This window comes from Nocardia sp. GCM10030253 (assembly GCF_042675075.1).
Lineage (GTDB): Bacteria > Actinomycetota > Actinomycetes > Mycobacteriales > Mycobacteriaceae > Nocardia.
The window spans coordinates 883,331-899,326 of sequence record NZ_JBHTDL010000004.1; the positions used below are offsets into that span (position 1 = coordinate 883,331).

The following is a 15,996-nucleotide window of genomic DNA, read 5'->3' on the forward strand; positions in this document are numbered from 1 at the left end:
ATCCAACCCTCCAGTGTCCCTCTGATTCTGTGTATTTCGCACCTTGTCGGCCGAATAGTGATGCAGCGTGTACGGCCGAGGCGGCTCGACTGTTCTATGGGGTCACGATCGCGAAGTTCGGATTGGGCTTGTCGAACAGCCCCGACAGCTGCTTCAGCGCGGCCACGTTGCCGTCGATGCTGATGTCGCCCTTCAGAACTGCCTCCTGCATGTTCGCCCCCGCGAGCATGGTCTCGGCGAACGCGCCGCGGGTCAGCGTGACGGTCGCGTCCGGGGCGGGCAGGTTGTCGTCGGCGGTGCGGGCGTAGTGGATGAGTACGCCGTTGCGCAGTTCGGTGCGTTGCACGCGGTTGTCGGCGTCCCGGAAATGCCAGTCGGTGACGACGTTGATGTCCCAGGCCTTCGGCCCGTCGAGAAAAAGGGAGATGGCGTCGAAGGCCTGGTCCACGGTGAGCGCGGACAGCATGCCCTGCGCATTGGCCTTGGTGGGGGTGCCGAAAGAGCCGTTGCGCAGTTCGTAGGCGCCGCTGAGATAGAAGTTGCGCCAGGTTCCGTTCTCGGCGCCATATGCGAGCTGCTCGAAGGCGCTGGCCTGCATGTTCTTTGCCTTGGTGTTGTCGGGGTCGGCAAAGATCACGTAGTTCACCATCTGCGTAACCCAGCGGTAGTCGCCTGCGTCGTAGGCCTTTTGCGCTTTCTTCAGCACCTCGTCCGCGCCGCCCATGGCATCGACGTGCCTTTTGGCCGACTCGACCGGCGGATGCTCCCACAGGTGCGCGGGGTTGCCGTCGAACCAGCCCATGTACCGCTGATAGATCGCCTTGACGTTGTGGCTGACCGAGCCGTAATAGCCGTGGGTGGACCAGTTCTCGGTGATCGCGGGCGGCAGCCGCATCATCTCCGCGATCTCGCTGCCGACATAGCCCTGATTGAGCAGCCGCAGGGTCTGATCGTTGAGATAGCCGTAGAGATCACGTTGCAGTGCAAGGAATTCCACGATCTTGTCGGTGCCCCACATCGGCCAATGGTGCGAGGAGAACACCACATCCGAGTTGCGCGCGTACCGGTTGATCGACTCGGTCAGGTACCTGGACCACACGTGCGGGTCGCGAACCAGTGCGCCGCGCAGGGTCAGGATGTTGTGCAGTGTGTGCGTGGCGTTTTCGGCCATACAGAGGATTCGGCGGTCGGGGAAGTAGAGGTTCATCTCCGAGGGCGCCTCGGTGCCCGGTGTCATCTGGAACACCATGCGCACCCCGTCGATCGTTTCTTCCTGACCGGTGTGGGTGATGTCGAGGGTCGGGTCGATCAGGGTGGTGGTGCCGATCGAGGTTGTCTGGCCGAGGCCGGTACCGACCTGGCCCTTGGGCCCGCGCGGCAGGGCCGCGCCGTACATGTAGGCGGCCCGTCGGGCCATCGCGGTGCCCGCATAGATGTTCTCTGCCACCGCATGCTCCAGGAAGCCCGACGGCGCGAGCACCGGGCAGCGTCCCGCGGCAACGTCTTCCTTGGTGGTGACACCCATGGCCCCGCCGAAGTGGTCGACATGCGCGTGCGAATAGATCAGGCCCGTGACCGGGCGGTTACCGCGCTGCGCGCGATAGAGGGCGAGGCCGGCAGCCGCGGTTTCGGTGGAGATCAGTGGGTCGATGACGACCACACCGGTATCGCCTTCGATCAGCGTCATATTGGACAGATCCAGGCCGCGAACCTGATAGAAGCCGGGTGCGATCTCATACAGCCCCTGCTTGACGGTCAGCTGGGACTGCCGCCACAGACTCGGATTGACCGACAGCGGACACGGATCGCGCAGGAAGCTGTAGGAATCGTTGTCCCACACGGTCTTTCCGGTGGCATCCTGTACAACGCCCGGCTCCAGCGCGGCAATGAATCCGCGATCGGCGTCGGCGAAGTCAGCGGTGTCCGAGAACGGCATGGTGGTCGAGATCTGCTTGTTCGCATCAGCGATGTGATCCGACGGATCGGTCGGCGTCGAGGACGGATTCACCTCGGTGGAGTCACCGCAAGCGGTCAGCCCGGCGCCGGCGCCCGCCACCGCGAGTGCCGCCGCGCCGACGCCGAACACCCCTCGTCGCGAGACGCGTGCCGCTGGCTTGCCGCCCTCGTTTCCGCGATCACCATCGACCATTGCCGATCTCCTGTCTCGATCCATTGGCTGCTGGCGGCAACCTACTTCGAGATTGCTGCCTGATAGCCCACGCTACCTGCTATTGCACTAAGAATGCAATACGGTGCGAGTGATCTGACCGGCTACCCGCTGCAGTCCAAGGGCCCGCACAGGCTCGGTCGAGTACCGTGCGGCAGGCGAACCCGCCGCCCCGGCAGTCATTGCGTCACCGAACGTAGTGCCGCTGTGTTTGCCGAGGTCGGCGGGTCGGTCCCGCTGGGTCAGGCGATGACCGGCGCCTCGTCTTCCGGTATTCCTGCGGGCGGCGGCGTGTCCTCGACCGTCCGCTTGGGGCCGGTGAACCAGCGCCGGGCCGACACCAGCCACCAGATTCCGATTGCGCCGACCACCACGACCAATGTGATCGGAGCATAATTCACTGTGTTCCAGGTGAATTCGCTGTTCCACGGATAGCCGCGGTCATCGGTCGGCAGGACGAAAAGCAGGCTGATGAACACGATCCAGATCAGCGCGACGATGCCGATCGGTCGATACCAGGGACCGAGTTGCCAGGGGCCGGTGTGGAATCTGCTGCCGTGCAGCTGCCGCAACAGGATCGGGATGCCATAGGCGATGTACAGGCCGATGGTTGCGACCGAAGTGGCGGCGGCGTACGCGGTCGGTGCGTTCGCCGCGGGCACCAGCATCGACGGAATCAGCAGCACGAACGCGAAGAAGGAGATGAACAGCACCGCGTTCACCGGCACCTTGCGAGCCGAAAGTTTGCTCCAGAGTGCTGATCCCGGCACCGCACCGTCGCGGGAGAACGCGAACAGCATGCGGGACGCGGAAGTGACCGAGGCATATCCGCAGAACAATTGGGCGATGGCCGCGATGATCAGCAGCAGGCCCGACCAGAACGAATTCAGCGAGTTCTCCAGGATGTAGATCACCGGGTAGCCGCTGTTCTTCTCCGGATTCAACGCGTCGTCGAGATTCGGAATCGCGAACGTCACCGCCAAAATGAGCAGATAGCCGGCGACCGCCGAGACGACGATCGTGTTGATGATGCCCTTCGCCGCGGTGCGCGCCGCGTCGTGCGTTTCCTCCGACATGTGGGCCGACGCGTCATAGCCGGTGAAAGTGTATTGCGCGTGCAGCAATCCGAGCAGGAAGCTGAACGCCACCCCGCCGAAGCCGACCGCGCTGTTGTCCACGGTTTCGGTGAACACGAACCCGACGCTCTGATGGTGGCTTACGCCGAATCCGAGCACGATGACGAAGATCGCCACACCGCCGACATGCCACCAGGCCGAGACGTTGTTGATCACCGCGGACAGATGCGGCCCGATCGCGTTCAGCACCGCGTGCAGCACCAGGATGACGAGGAAGACGAGAAATATTGCGGTGCGATCGGTTCCGATGTCGATGCCGATAACGTTCAGCACGGCGGTGGTGAAGATAGCCGCGCCGTAGTCGATGGCCGCGGTCACCGCGATCTGGCCGATCAGGTTGAACCAGCCGGTGAACCACCCCCACACCGGGCCCCCGAGCTCCGACGCCCACCAGTACAGGCCGCCGGAAGTCGGGTAGGCGGAGGCCAGCTCGGCCATGGCCAGGCCGACGAACAGCACCATCACCGACACCAGCGGCCACCCCCAGGCCATCGTGATCGGTCCGCCGTTGGCCAGACCGATTCCGTAACTGGCCAATCCGCCCGTCAGGATCGAGACGATGGTGAAGCTGATGGCGAAGTTCGAGAATCCGGACCAGGATCTGGATAGTTCTTGTTTGTAGCCGAGTTCGGCGAGCCGGCGTTCGTCGTCCGACAGTGAATGGTTTTGCGGCGATTGGGCTTGGGTCATTTTTGCTCCCGGGTGAAAACGCTGCCCTCATACGGCGTTTGCCAGAAGATAAGTGTGAAGTGAACCCGGGTCAATCGCAGGGAAACATCGAAACCCGGCAGATTCGTGATCGACCCCCGCCTGTTACAGGTGCGGAGATAGCTGACGGACAGTGCGAACGGGGCAGCCTGCGTGGGTGCGACTCGCTGGCGGCCGTACACCGTCATGTCCGGTCCGTGGCCAGCGATTCGTGGTATCGAGGATGAATGAAGCCGATGCGCTCCTCTTACGACGTGGTTGTGGTCGGTGGTGGCCACAATGGGCTGGTGGCCGCCGCCTATCTGGCGCGGGCCGGGCGGTCGGTGCTGGTGCTCGAGCGGCAGTCGCATACCGGGGGCGCGGCCGTGTCGGCGCGGGTATTCGCGGGGATCGATGCGCGGGTGTCGCGGTATTCGTACCTGGTGAGCTTATTGCCGCAGCAGATCGTTCGTGAGCTGGGATTGCGGTTTGCGACGCGGCGCAGGCGGATCTCTTCGTTCACGCCGGTGGGTGACGGTGGTCTGCTGATCGACACCGGTTCGGCGGCACGTACGCGGGAGAGCTTTGTCCGGCTTATCGGGTCCGACCACGATTTCGACGCGTGGCAGCGGTTCTACGGCAGGACGGGTGCGCTTGCGCAACGGGTGTTCCCGACATTGACCGAGCCGCTGCCGTCGCGGGCGGAACTGCAAGGCATCGTGGACGACTCCGCTACCTGGGCGGCATTGTTCGAGCGGCCGCTGGGGGAGACGATCGAGGCGGAGTTCGCCGACGACACGGTGCGCGGTGTGGTGCTCACCGACGCGCTCATCGGAACCTTCACCTACGCGCACGATCCGGAGCTACGCCAGAACTGCTGCTTCCTCTATCACGTGATCGGCGGTGGCACCGGTGACTGGGATGTGCCGATCGGCGGCATGGGCGCGCTCACCGACGCACTGGCTGTGGCCGCCCGCTCCGCGGGCGCGGAGCTGATCACCGATTGCGAGGTGACTGCCATCGAAACCGACGGTGTCGCGACCGAAGTGCGCTTCCAGGGTGGCGCGGTCGCAGCGGGTCACGTGCTGGTCAACGCAGCACCGCACGAGCTGCGACGACTGCTCGGCGAGCCTGAACAGCCGAAACCCGAAGGCTCCCAACTCAAAGTGAATATGGTCCTGCGTCGGCTGCCGCGGTTGCGTGACGCGAATACCGACCCGCGCGAGGCATTCGCCGGGACCTTCCACATCGCCGAGTCGTATGCGCAGCTGGATCAGGCCTATCGGGAAGCGGCGAGCGGGCGAATCCCCTCCGCGCCACCTTCGGAGATCTACTGCCACACGTTGACCGACCCGTCGATACTCGCTCCGGAGGCCGCTGGTCTGCACACGCTGACCTTGTTCGGGTTACATACGCCTGCAAGGCTTTTCGCCACCGACCCCGATGGCGCGAAGGTCGCGACGGTAAAAGCCGCTCTCGCGCAATTGGATGCGGTGCTCGCCGAGCCGATTGCCGATTGTCTCGCCCTCGACGCGAACGGTTCCCCCTGCGTCGAGGCGAAATCCCCTCTCGACCTGGAACATGAGGTCGGCCTACCCGGCGGCCACATCTTCCACCGAGATCTGGCCTTCCCCTACCGAACCGACGAAGGGGGCAACGATCCCGCCACTCGCTGGGGCGTGGCGACCGGCCACCGCGCCGTATTCCTGTGTGGCGCAGGCGCGGTGCGTGGCGGCGGTGTCAGCGGAATCCCTGGCCACAACGCGGCCATGGCCGTACTCGAGTCGCCGCGCGTCACATGAACCATGTCCCGTTCGCCGGGGATATCGTCGTTGGCGACGATGGGTCACGAGCGAAGGGGCGGCGATGGCACTGCGGACGGATCTGACCGGGATGTTCGGGATCGAGCATCCCATCGTGCTCGCGCCGATGGGGGGCGTCGCCGGAGGGGTGCTGGCCGCGGCGGTGTCCGAGGCGGGTGGACTCGGGTTGATCGGGGCCGGCGGGGGTGACCGGGAGTGGCTCGATCGCGAATGCGGACTTGCTGCCGACGGTACCGGCAAACCATGGGGGATCGGCCTGCTGCTCTGGGCGATCGATATGGACATCGTTTTGTCGGTGATCGAGCGCCGCCCGCAAGCGATCATGTTGTCCTTCGGTGACCCCGCACCATATGCCGCCGCGATCCGCGACGCCGGGATCCGCCTGCTCGTGCAGGTGACCGACATGGACGAAGCCGCTCGCGCGCTCGACGTAGGAGCGGACGTGGTTATTGCGCAGGGCAGCGAGGCCGGCGGGCACTGCGGTCATCGAGCGACGTTGCCGTTCGTGCCCAGCGTTGTCGACCTGGCCGCGTCGACACCCGTGCTCGCCGCTGGTGGCATCGCCGACGGTCGCGGCCTGGCCGCCGCACTCACACTCGGCGCCGCGGGTGCTCTCATCGGAACCCGCTTCGAGGCCACCCACGAGGCACTGATCTCCGCTGCGGAAGCCAAAGCCATTGTCGCCGCGCACGCGAGCGACACCGAGTGCAATCGGGCCCTCGATATCGCGCGCGGGTCCGCGTGGCCTGCCGAGTATCCCGCCCGCACTCTCCGCAATCCTTTCCTCGACCGCTGGCACGGCCGCGAAGCTGAACTGGCAAGTGATCCTGTTGCGCTACAGGAGTATCGAGATGCGGCCGAACGGGATGACCTGGACTATGTGCCGGTGTGGGCAGGCGAGGCCGTCGATCTCATCACCGATCTCGAGTCCGCCGCAGATCTGGTCGGTCGTATCGGCCGGGATGCCGAGAAGGCAATTCTGGACGCCGCGAAACGGTGCGTAGCCGCGACGAAATGACCGGCGACGGTGTCTGCCCGCGACCGCCTCTTCGACCGAAGGACCGTCAGTCGACCTGCCGTGCGGTTGCGCTGAGCTGCTCGACTCAACGGGACGGCCGGTGCGGGCGAGGTGGCTGACCTGCGGCAACTTCGTCGAATCGCCGTGCCGATCGGCCGCCGAGCAGCGGTCGAGCCGATATCATCGTTCGCACGGGCAGCTGCCCTGCCAGGTTCTACTTGGTGATTTGCGCACAATATATGCCCTGGTAGATCGACGATTCGAGGTAACGCGCCGACGCTCGGGCTCCGGTGTCGAGCGATGAGGACTTGAATCATGACCTACCGGACAATCGGAGCCACGACAGCGACCGCCGGGCGTTGGCGCCTGCGCGCAGTGGCCTGTGCGGCAACACTCGCGGCGGCGACGGCCGCCATCTCGTTCGCCACACCGACCGCGGGCGCCGCGGTTCGGCAGCTCGGGGTCTTCCCCGACAACGCCTACGGATTGGCGACGAACTACGGGACCGGCTGCGCATACACGTTGGAGGCCATCCTCACCCAGGCGGTCGACCCGGTGTTCTTCTACGACAACGGGGTCCCGCTCGGCGGCATCGCCCCGTCGGGTGGCGTCGCCCTCTTCAAGTGGGTTCCGACCACGCTGGGCAGGCATACGCTCGCCGCCCTTCAACTGCCGGACAATAGGGTCGTCGCGACCGTGGACATCCGGGTCGGCACCGGCGTCCACGTCGGCTGGGCTTGCGTCGTCTTCGGCGGCTGAACGCAGCGCCCGCCCCGGGCTGACTTACCGCTCCGCGTGCGCCTCGCTGACCTCGTAGCCGGTGTGCTGGGGCGTGCCCCAGCCGACGTGCGCTTCGGCGCGCATCCGGTCGACCATGTGCGGGTAGTGCAGCTCGAAAGCCGGTCGCTCCGACCGGATGCGCGGCAGTTCGTAGAAGTTGTGCCGCGGCGGCGGGCAACTGGTCGCCCATTCGAGCGAGTTGCCATAGCCCCACGGATCGTCGACGGTGACGACCTCGCCGTAGCGGAAACTCTTGAAGACGTTCCACACGAACGGCAGCACCGAGGCACCGAGAATGAACGAGCCGATGGTGGAGATGGTGTTGAGCGTGGTGAATCCGTCACCCGGCAGGTAGTCGGCATAGCGGCGCGGCATGCCCTGGGAACCCAGCCAATGCTGCACCAGGAAGGTGGTGTGGAAGCCGAGGAAGGTGGTCCAGAAATGCCACTTTCCGAGGCGTTCGTCCAGCATGCGGCCGGTCATCTTGGGGAACCAGAAGTAGATTCCGGCGTAGGTGGCGAACGCGATGGTGCCGAAGAGCACGTAGTGGAAGTGGGCGACAACGAAATACGTGTCGGACACGTGGAAGTCCATGGGCGGGCTGGCCAGCAGGACACCGGACAGGCCACCGAACAAGAACGTGACGATGAATCCGACCGAGAACAGCATCGGTGTCTCGAACGTCAGCTGACCGCGCCACATGGTGCCGATCCAGTTGAAGAACTTCACACCGGTCGGGACTGCGATCAGGAAGGTCATGAACGAGAAGTACGGCAGCAGTACGGCGCCGGTGGCGTACATGTGGTGTGCCCATACGGCGATCGACAGTGCTCCGATGGCGAAGGTCGCGTAAACCAGCGCGGTGTAACCGAAGATCGGCTTACGACTGAACACCGGGAAGATCTCCGACACGATCCCGAAGAACGGCAACGCGATGATGTACACCTCGGGGTGGCCGAAGTACCAGAACAGGTGCTGATAGAGAAGCACGCCGCCGGTGGCCGGATCGTAGATGTGGCCGCCGAGATGCCGGTCGTAGTACAGCGCGAGCAGCGCCGCGGTCAGAATCGGGAACGCGAGCAGGATCAGAATGCTGGTCACCAGAATCGTCCAGGTGAACACGGGCAACCGGAACAGCGTCATACCGGGCGCGCGCAGGCACACCACCGTGGTGATCATGTTGACCGCGCCGAGGATGGTGCCCAGACCCGACACCGCGAGGCCGAAGATCCACAGATCGGCACCGACGCCCGGCGAGTGCACGATGTCGGTGAGCGGGATGTACGCCGTCCAGCCGAAGTCGGCGGCGCCACCCGGGGTGACGAAGCCCGCGGTCGCCATGCTCGCACCGAACAGGTACAGCCAGTAGCTGACTGCGTTCAGACGGGGGAACGCGACATCGGGCGCGCCGATTTGCAGCGGCAGCACGATATTCGCGAACGCGAACACCACGGCCGTCGCGTAGAACAGCAGCATGATGGTGCCGTGCATGGTGAACAGCTGATTGAACTGTTCCGGCGAAAGGAATTGCAGACCCGGCCTGGCCAGCTCACCGCGCATCAGCAAGGCGAGCAGGCCACCGATCATGAAGAACGACATCGACGTGAACAGGTACATCTGGCCGAGTACCTTCGGGTCGGTCGTCGTGACCAGCCGGTAGATAGCCGAGCCCTTCGGCCCGAACCGCGCAGGAAACGGCCGCGTCGCTACCAACTGCGGCACTGGCTGTGGCTCAACGGCGGTCACTGATCCTCCTGGTGCGGGACGAACCTGACAACAAACCAGCGATAGCGTATGCGCGGCAAACCCTTATTCGGGCGCATAACCAGCGGACACGCCCTACTCGGATAGAAATTCTAGCGAGGAGTTACCCACCGTGGCCACAGCTGACGCGGCCGAACCTGCTCTCGCCTGCGACGGTGGCGGGCCACGATCGCATCGGGACCGCGACCCCGGAGAGTCACGGCTTCACCGCATCGGACGCCGCACAGACTGCCGACGACACCGTCGGCCTGCCCTGCGAGACCCCCGGCAGCTGCAATGCCTGTCTGACGGCACCTACACCACGTCCAATTCCATTGGGACGGAATCAAAGTCCAGATGATCGGCACACCGCCGAAGTAGTCGGCGGTCGCGGGCACGGATCCGGCGGTTCTCGATAGGCTTCGATCATGCGACGCCGAAAGCGCAAGACCTCGAGCGCGCAGCTGCCAGGGCTTACGAACGGCTTGGATCGGCTGCTCGTGGACCGCAGTGCGCGGGTTCGACCCACTCCCGCCGATCGGTTACTGCGGACCTTGAGCATGAGCGCCAACTACAGCAGGTTGTGGGTAGGGGTGGCCGCGGGCCTCGTCGTGGTCGGCGGACGTGCGCCGCGGCGTGGCGCGGTGCGCGGGCTGCTCGCGGTTAGTGTGGCCAGCGCGGTGGCCAATGGCATTGCCAAACCACTGTTTCCGCGGCGCAGACCACCGGACGAGTCGGTTCCGTTCGTGCGCAGGCTGGTTTCTCCGCCGGTGTCGTCGTCGTTTCCTTCGGGGCATGCCGCATCGGCGGCGGCCTTCGCGACAGGGGTCGCCCTCGAATCCCCGGCCGCGGGCGCGCTGGTTGCCCCGATAGCGTTGGCGGTCGGATACTCACGCGTGCATATCGGGGTGCACTGGCCATCGGATGTCGTGGCAGGCGCACTGCTCGGGAGCACTATCGCACTGACTACTCGACGCTGGTGGGCGGCGCGTCCCGACGAGCCCGCCACGCTCGGACCGGCCATGCGCATCGAGCCGGTGCGGGACGGAAACGGGCTGCTGTTGATCGCCAACCCGTATTCCGGCAGTGGCACCGGCGACGACGCCCTGCAGCTACTGCGTAAGCGCCTGCCCGCGGCGGAGATCCTCGAGCTCGACCCCGCGGTCGACCTCGCCGCGCAACTCGACGACATGCTGAGCCGAGAGCACTTCGTCGCCCTCGGCGTGCTCGGCGGCGACGGGACGGTGTCGAGTGTGGCCGCCGCCGCGGTGCAATATCGGCTGCCTCTCGCGGTCTTCGCGGGCGGCACACTCAACCATTTCGCGCGGGACGCGGGGGTGGAGGATATGGCGCGGACGCTGAACGCCCTGGAGGCGGGGGAGGTCGTCCGGATCGACACCGCGCGGGTGCAATTCGATCGTTCCGAACCCCAAACCTTCATCAACACGGCCAGTCTCGGCGGCTACCCGGACTTCGTCCGACTGCGTGAGCGATGGGAGACGCGCATCGGCAAATGGCCGGCCGCGGGAATTGCCATGGTACGACTGCTGTTTCGGGCGCAGCCGTTGCAAACCACCATCGATGGCGCGGGCAGCGCCATCTGGATGCTGTTCATCGGCAACGGTCGCTACCACCCGTCGCACCAGATCCCGATGTCACGACCCGAAATCCACCGCGGCACCCTCGACATCCGCTATCTGCGCGCCGACGTCGCCTTCTCGCGCACCCGCCTGATCTGGGCGACGCTCACCGGAACGCTGGAACGCTCGGCGACCTACGTCCACCGCCAAGCGGGCCGCTTGGATGTCGGCGTCGCCGTTGCCCCCGTTTCGTTGGCCACCGACGGCGAAGTCGACCACCGCGGCAAAGATTTCACCTTCACCAGTCAACCGTCTGCCCTTACCCTGTTCCGTCCACCGGACGAGAAGCCTTGACCTGCCGGTCGTCGCGATCGAAGCGCCGGGCGAGTGGTGCCGAACACCGGCGGGGGTCCGAAGATGTTTCGAGCGGGACGGCTGTGGAGCCCGGATTTATGAACTCTTGGCGTGTATTCAGCTTAGTTTGAGAACTATATTCATCTATCTAGACCTGATCTTGCATAATCTTCATACTCTCTCCTGTAGTGATCCCCGCCTCATCGGGGTCACAGATCGCAAACCGCCGAATCGACGTTCAGGAGTCTTGGTGAAGATCGGAATTCCTCGTGAGGTCAAGAATCACGAGTACCGGGTCGCGTGTACGCCTGCCGGGGTGCACGAGCTGGTTTCCCGAGGGCATGAGGTGTACATCGAGGCAGGAGCCGGTCGCGGATCGGCGTTCGAGGACGAGTCGTACGGGGTTGTCGGCGCGCATGTGCTGGAAACGGCCGACCAGGTCTGGGGGATCGCCGACCTCGTGCTCAAGGTGAAAGAGCCGGTGGCGGAAGAGTATTCGCGGATGCGCGAGGACCAGGTGCTGTTCACCTACCTGCACTTGGCGGCGTCCAAGGACTGCACCGACGCGCTGCTGAACTCCGGCATCACCTCGATCGCCTACGAGACGGTCACCGGACGGGACGGCTCGCTGCCGCTGCTGGCTCCGATGAGCGAAGTCGCGGGCCGGTTGGCTCCGCAGGCGGGCGCATACCATCTGATGCGCAGCGGTGGCGGACGCGGCGTGCTGATGGGTGGCGTGCCGGGCGCGCGGCCCGCGAAGGTGGTCGTGCTCGGTGCGGGTGTCGCCGGCAGCAATGCGATCGCCGTCGCCGTCGGTATGCACGCGGATGTGACTGTCCTTGACCTGAATATCGCCAGGCTGCGCGAAGTGGACGCCCAGTACCGGGGGCAGGTGCGGACCATCATCTCCAACAGCTTCGAGGTGGAAAACCTGGTCCGTGCAGCCGATCTGGTGATCGGCGCGGTGCTGGTGCCGGGCGCGAAGGCGCCCACGCTGGTGTCCAATGACCTTGTCGCGCAGATGAAGCCGGGCTCCGTGCTGGTCGACATCGCGATCGATCAGGGTGGCTGCTTCGTGGATTCCCGGCCGACCACCCATGCGGACCCGACCTATCGGGTGCACGAATCGGTCTTCTACTGCGTTGCCAACATGCCCGGCGCGGTGCCATACACCTCGACTGTCGCGCTCACCAATGCCACACTGCCGTACGCGATCTCGATCGCCGAGCGGGGCTGGCGCGAGGCGACGGCCGCGGATCCGGGCCTGGCGAACGGGCTCAGCACCCACAAGGGCGTCCTGCTGTCCGAATCCGTCGCGGCCGCACACGATTACGTCGCGCAGCGCCTGGCGGCCTAGGGGAATATGCGGTTCCGCGGTCGTAGGTGCTCGAAGATGAGGATCGTCTCGGTCGAGGCGACCGCGGGATGTGCGCTCAGATGGTTGAGCACGAACACCCGCAGCCCGTCGGTGTTCGCCGTGGCGACATGGATCAGATAGTCATCGGCACCCGCGATGAAATACACGTTCAGCACCTCGTCGAGTTCGGATAATTGCTCCCCGAACTGGGCGAGGTGCTGGCGTGCGTTGCCGTGCACGCGCACCGCGATCATGGCCTCCAGGTTCCTACCGAGCGCGGCCGGATCGATATCGGCGTGGAACCCACGGATCACGCCACGTTCGACCAGCGACCGCACCCGCCCCAGACAGGTGGACGGCGCGATCCCGGCAATGGCGGCGAGGGCATTGTTCGTGATGCGCCCATCCCGCGCGAGCTGATCGAGCAGGACCCGGTCGATGTCATCGATCGGGACGGCCTGGCTCGGCTTGCTGGCGATGGCCGGTATCGCAGGCGTCTCGTTCTTCCGCACAACCTCGACGGTACAGAACATCGTTCGCTGGATCGCCTTGTCGACAAACAATATTCGGAGGCTAATTCTGTCGGCCTCGGTATACGATCGACCGGTGAACACGTACTGGCATGTTGTCACTCCGCCGCCGTGCGCCTGATCGGGCGCACCTGCTGAATTCTTGACAAGCGTTCCCGGCTGACCCGCCAGGGCAGTCAGGGCTGTGTCGTGCGCCCGTTTCGAATCCACCTCCCACCGGAATTCGACGACGGAAGTTCACGACTGTGCCGAATCGCACCACTTCTCTGCCTGTTTCCAGGTCTGCTCACAGACCGCGGTTCAGCTTCTTCAGCGGGCCGATGCCCATCCTCGCCGCCTCGGTGTTCTGGGGTACGACAGGGACCGCCAGCTCCTTGGCTCCGGCGGGTGCCCCGGCCGCGGCCATCGGCTCGGCGGGCCTTGCCCTCGGCGGTCTGCTGCTGTTTGTCTCGAACGGCGGCGCCCGCCTGACATGCACCCGCGCCGAACGCGGTCTGCTGCTGATCGGGGCGCTCGCGATAGCGGGGTATCCGATCAGCTTCTATCCGGCCGTCGCGCACACGGGCGTTGCCGTTGCCACGGTGGTCACCCTCGGCAGCGCACCGGTGTTCGCCGGTCTGCTCGCCTGGATCATCGGGCGAGCCCAGCCGACCAGGCGCTGGCTGTGCGCCACCGCGGCGGCGGTTCTCGGCTGCGCCGTTCTGGTGCTCGGACCCGAACTGACCGGGGGGACCGCTCCGGTGAACCTCGTCGGCATCGTGCTCGCCGCTGCCGGCGGGCTTTCCTACGCCGTCTATTCGCTGATCAGCGCGAACCTCATCGCGCGAGGCCATTCGTCGAACTCCGTGCTCGGGTCGATGTTCGGCGTCGGCGGTCTGCTGGTGCTGCCGGTCGTGCTGTGCACCGACACGTCCTGGCTGTTCACCATGAGCGGTGCGGCGGTCGCGCTGCATCTGGCGATCTTCCCTACGTTCATCGCCTACCGCCTGTTCGGCTATGCCCTGCGGCACACCACGGCGCAGGTGGTCATCACCTTGACCTTCGCCGAGCCCGCCGTTGCGGCAGTCCTGGGTGTTGTCGTACTCGGCGAACGCCTGCCGATCATGTCCTGGTGTGGACTGGCGGTGCTCGCCCTCGCCCTCGTGGTACTCGCCGCGCCCGCTGGCGTCCGCCGCGATCGGGTGCGTCGGCGCGCTGAACCGGCAGCCTGGTGAGCTGACAAAACGACGGGGGTGGCGCGTACTCGCGCCACCCCCGTCGTCCCCTCATCAGCCTGCGGTAGCCGGCTTGCCGGCGTCCGCGTTGAGCTTGGAATGCGTGCGGGAATAGGTGAAGTAGACGACCAGCCCGACGACCAGCCAGGCCGCGAAGCGCACCCAGGTCTCCCACGGCAGCGACCAGATCAGGTAGACCGAGAAGCCGATGCCGATCAGTGGGATCACCGGCATGAACGGCAGCTTGAACTCCCGCGGCTCGTCGGGCCGGGTGCGGCGCAGCACGATCACGGCCACCGACACGACGATGAAGGCCATCAGAATGCCGATATTGGTGAGTTCCGCGACCACGGTGATGTCCAGCAGGCCCGCCATCACCGCAGCGCCGATACCGACGATCCAGGTCACCCTGGTCGGCACCTTACGAACGGGATGAGTCTTGGCGAACCATTCGGGCAACAGTCCATCGCGGCTCATGGCGAACCACACGCGGGTCACGCCGAGCATGAAGGTCAGCACCACGGTGACGATGCCGACGATGGCGCCGACCGCGATGATGTTCGCGATGCCTGGCATGCCGACCGATTCGAACGCGGTGGAGAAGCCGCTCGTCGGGCTGATCTCGGTGTACTTCTGCATGCCGGTCAACACCAGGGTGGCAAGGACGTAGAGCACCATCGCGATGGCCAGCGAGTAGATGATCGCCTTCGGCAGGTGCTTCTTGCCGTCCGTGGATTCCTCGGCTGCGGTGCTCATCGCGTCGTAGCCGAACACGGCGAAGAACACGGTCGCCGCGCCGGTCCACACCGCGCCGGCGCCGAAGGGGAAGTACGGGGTGTAGTTGGAGCTGTCGATGTGGAAGACACCGAGCGCGATGATGAGCACGACCAACGCGACCTTGATACCGACCGCGACGGTCTCGAACCGGCCGACGCTCCTGATGCCGCGGGAAAGCAGCCACGCCGTGCCGAGGCAGAACAGCATCGCGAAAACGTCGACCACGTGGCCGTCTCCGGTGCCGCTGGCACCCATCATCCAGTCCGGCAGCGAGATGTCGATCTGTTCGAGCAGGAATCGGAAGTATCCGGACACGCCGATGGCGACCACCGCCGCCACCGCGATGTATTCCAGCAGCAGATCCCAGCCGATGAACCAGCCCGCGATCTCACCGAGGGAGACATAGCCGTAGGTGTACGCGGACCCGGCCTTGGGCACCATGCCCGCGAACTCGGCGTAGCAGAGTGCGGCGGCGGCGCTGGCGACGCCGGCGATCAGGAACGAGATGAGCACCGAGGGACCGGTGACGGAGTGCGCTACCGAACCGGCGAGGGTGAAAATGCCGGCGCCGATGATGCCGCCGACGCCGATCGCCGTGAGCTGCCACAGACCGAGCGATCGCGACAGTTGCTCATCGGCGGGCGTATCCTCGTCGACTTCCCGTAGGGGTTTGCGGCGCAACATCTGGCTGCGCAACTCCGCGATGGACATAGACATCCTTTCGTCCTCTGCGCCACCGCTACGATGCAGTAACCCAGATCACACGTTCAGCTGGAGCTAGCTAATACGACCACAGCTGCGGTGTGATCGGCGAGTTGGATAAATAACGT

General features: G+C 65.3%; 11 protein-coding genes. 6 read left to right on the forward strand and 5 right to left on the reverse strand.

What is annotated here, in order from left to right; translation table 11 throughout:
* Positions 1 to 94 precede the first annotated feature (94 nt).
* Positions 95 to 1,936: an alkyl/aryl-sulfatase gene (locus tag ACFQZZ_RS08200; RefSeq protein ID WP_378676474.1), complete on the reverse strand. Its 1,842-nt coding sequence runs from the start codon at positions 1,934 to 1,936 to the stop codon at positions 95 to 97.
* A gap of 473 nt (positions 1,937 to 2,409) precedes the next feature.
* Positions 2,410 to 3,993 (reverse strand): amino acid permease, encoded by a 1,584-nt coding sequence (locus ACFQZZ_RS08205; protein ID WP_378676187.1) that lies wholly within the window; start codon positions 3,991 to 3,993, stop codon positions 2,410 to 2,412.
* Between the two features lie 254 nt (positions 3,994 to 4,247).
* On the opposite strand from ACFQZZ_RS08205, the gene ACFQZZ_RS08210 reads away from it, so the two are divergent.
* The 3 genes from ACFQZZ_RS08210 to ACFQZZ_RS08220 all read left to right on the forward strand — a co-directional run bounded on the left by ACFQZZ_RS08210 (position 4,248) and on the right by ACFQZZ_RS08220 (position 7,590).
* Positions 4,248 to 5,792 carry a phytoene desaturase family protein gene (locus ACFQZZ_RS08210; protein WP_378676189.1) on the forward strand — a complete coding sequence of 515 codons (1,545 nt, stop codon included), beginning with the start codon at positions 4,248 to 4,250 and terminating at the stop codon, positions 5,790 to 5,792.
* A gap of 64 nt (positions 5,793 to 5,856) precedes the next feature.
* Positions 5,857 to 6,831, forward strand: coding sequence for an NAD(P)H-dependent flavin oxidoreductase (locus ACFQZZ_RS08215; RefSeq protein WP_378676192.1), 975 nt, complete (start codon positions 5,857 to 5,859; stop codon positions 6,829 to 6,831).
* Positions 6,832 to 7,146: 315 nt separating this feature from the next.
* Positions 7,147 to 7,590 (forward strand): hypothetical protein, encoded by a 444-nt coding sequence (locus ACFQZZ_RS08220; protein ID WP_378676195.1) that lies wholly within the window; start codon positions 7,147 to 7,149, stop codon positions 7,588 to 7,590.
* A 24-nt stretch (positions 7,591 to 7,614) separates the two neighbouring features.
* Here ACFQZZ_RS08220 and ctaD read toward each other — a convergent pair whose 3' ends face one another.
* A complete protein-coding gene (gene ctaD / locus ACFQZZ_RS08225) occupies positions 7,615 to 9,357 on the reverse strand; it encodes a cytochrome c oxidase subunit I (protein ID WP_378676198.1) in 1,743 nt (580 codons plus the stop codon).
* Between the two features lie 425 nt (positions 9,358 to 9,782).
* Here ctaD and ACFQZZ_RS08230 point away from each other — a divergent pair, with 425 nt between their 5' ends.
* Positions 9,783 to 11,288 (forward strand): phosphatase PAP2 family protein, encoded by a 1,506-nt coding sequence (locus ACFQZZ_RS08230; protein WP_378676201.1) that lies wholly within the window; start codon positions 9,783 to 9,785, stop codon positions 11,286 to 11,288.
* Positions 11,289 to 11,538: 250 nt separating this feature from the next.
* Positions 11,539 to 12,645 carry an alanine dehydrogenase gene (gene ald / locus ACFQZZ_RS08235; RefSeq protein WP_378676203.1) on the forward strand — a complete coding sequence of 369 codons (1,107 nt, stop codon included), beginning with the start codon at positions 11,539 to 11,541 and terminating at the stop codon, positions 12,643 to 12,645.
* Here ald and ACFQZZ_RS08240 read toward each other — a convergent pair.
* Positions 12,642 to 13,157, reverse strand: coding sequence for an Lrp/AsnC family transcriptional regulator (locus ACFQZZ_RS08240; protein WP_378676206.1), 516 nt, complete (start codon positions 13,155 to 13,157; stop codon positions 12,642 to 12,644). The two genes, ald and ACFQZZ_RS08240, sit on opposite strands and share 4 nt — an antisense overlap.
* A 338-nt stretch (positions 13,158 to 13,495) precedes the next feature.
* On the opposite strand from ACFQZZ_RS08240, the gene ACFQZZ_RS08245 reads away from it, so the two are divergent.
* Complete coding sequence (locus ACFQZZ_RS08245; RefSeq protein WP_378676209.1) at positions 13,496 to 14,389, forward strand: EamA family transporter; 894 nt, start codon at positions 13,496 to 13,498, stop codon at positions 14,387 to 14,389.
* Positions 14,390 to 14,443: 54 nt separating this feature from the next.
* On the opposite strand, the gene ACFQZZ_RS08250 is transcribed toward ACFQZZ_RS08245, so the two are convergent.
* Positions 14,444 to 15,877 (reverse strand): amino acid permease, encoded by a 1,434-nt coding sequence (locus ACFQZZ_RS08250; RefSeq protein WP_378676477.1) that lies wholly within the window; start codon positions 15,875 to 15,877, stop codon positions 14,444 to 14,446.
* Positions 15,878 to 15,996 lie beyond the last annotated feature (119 nt).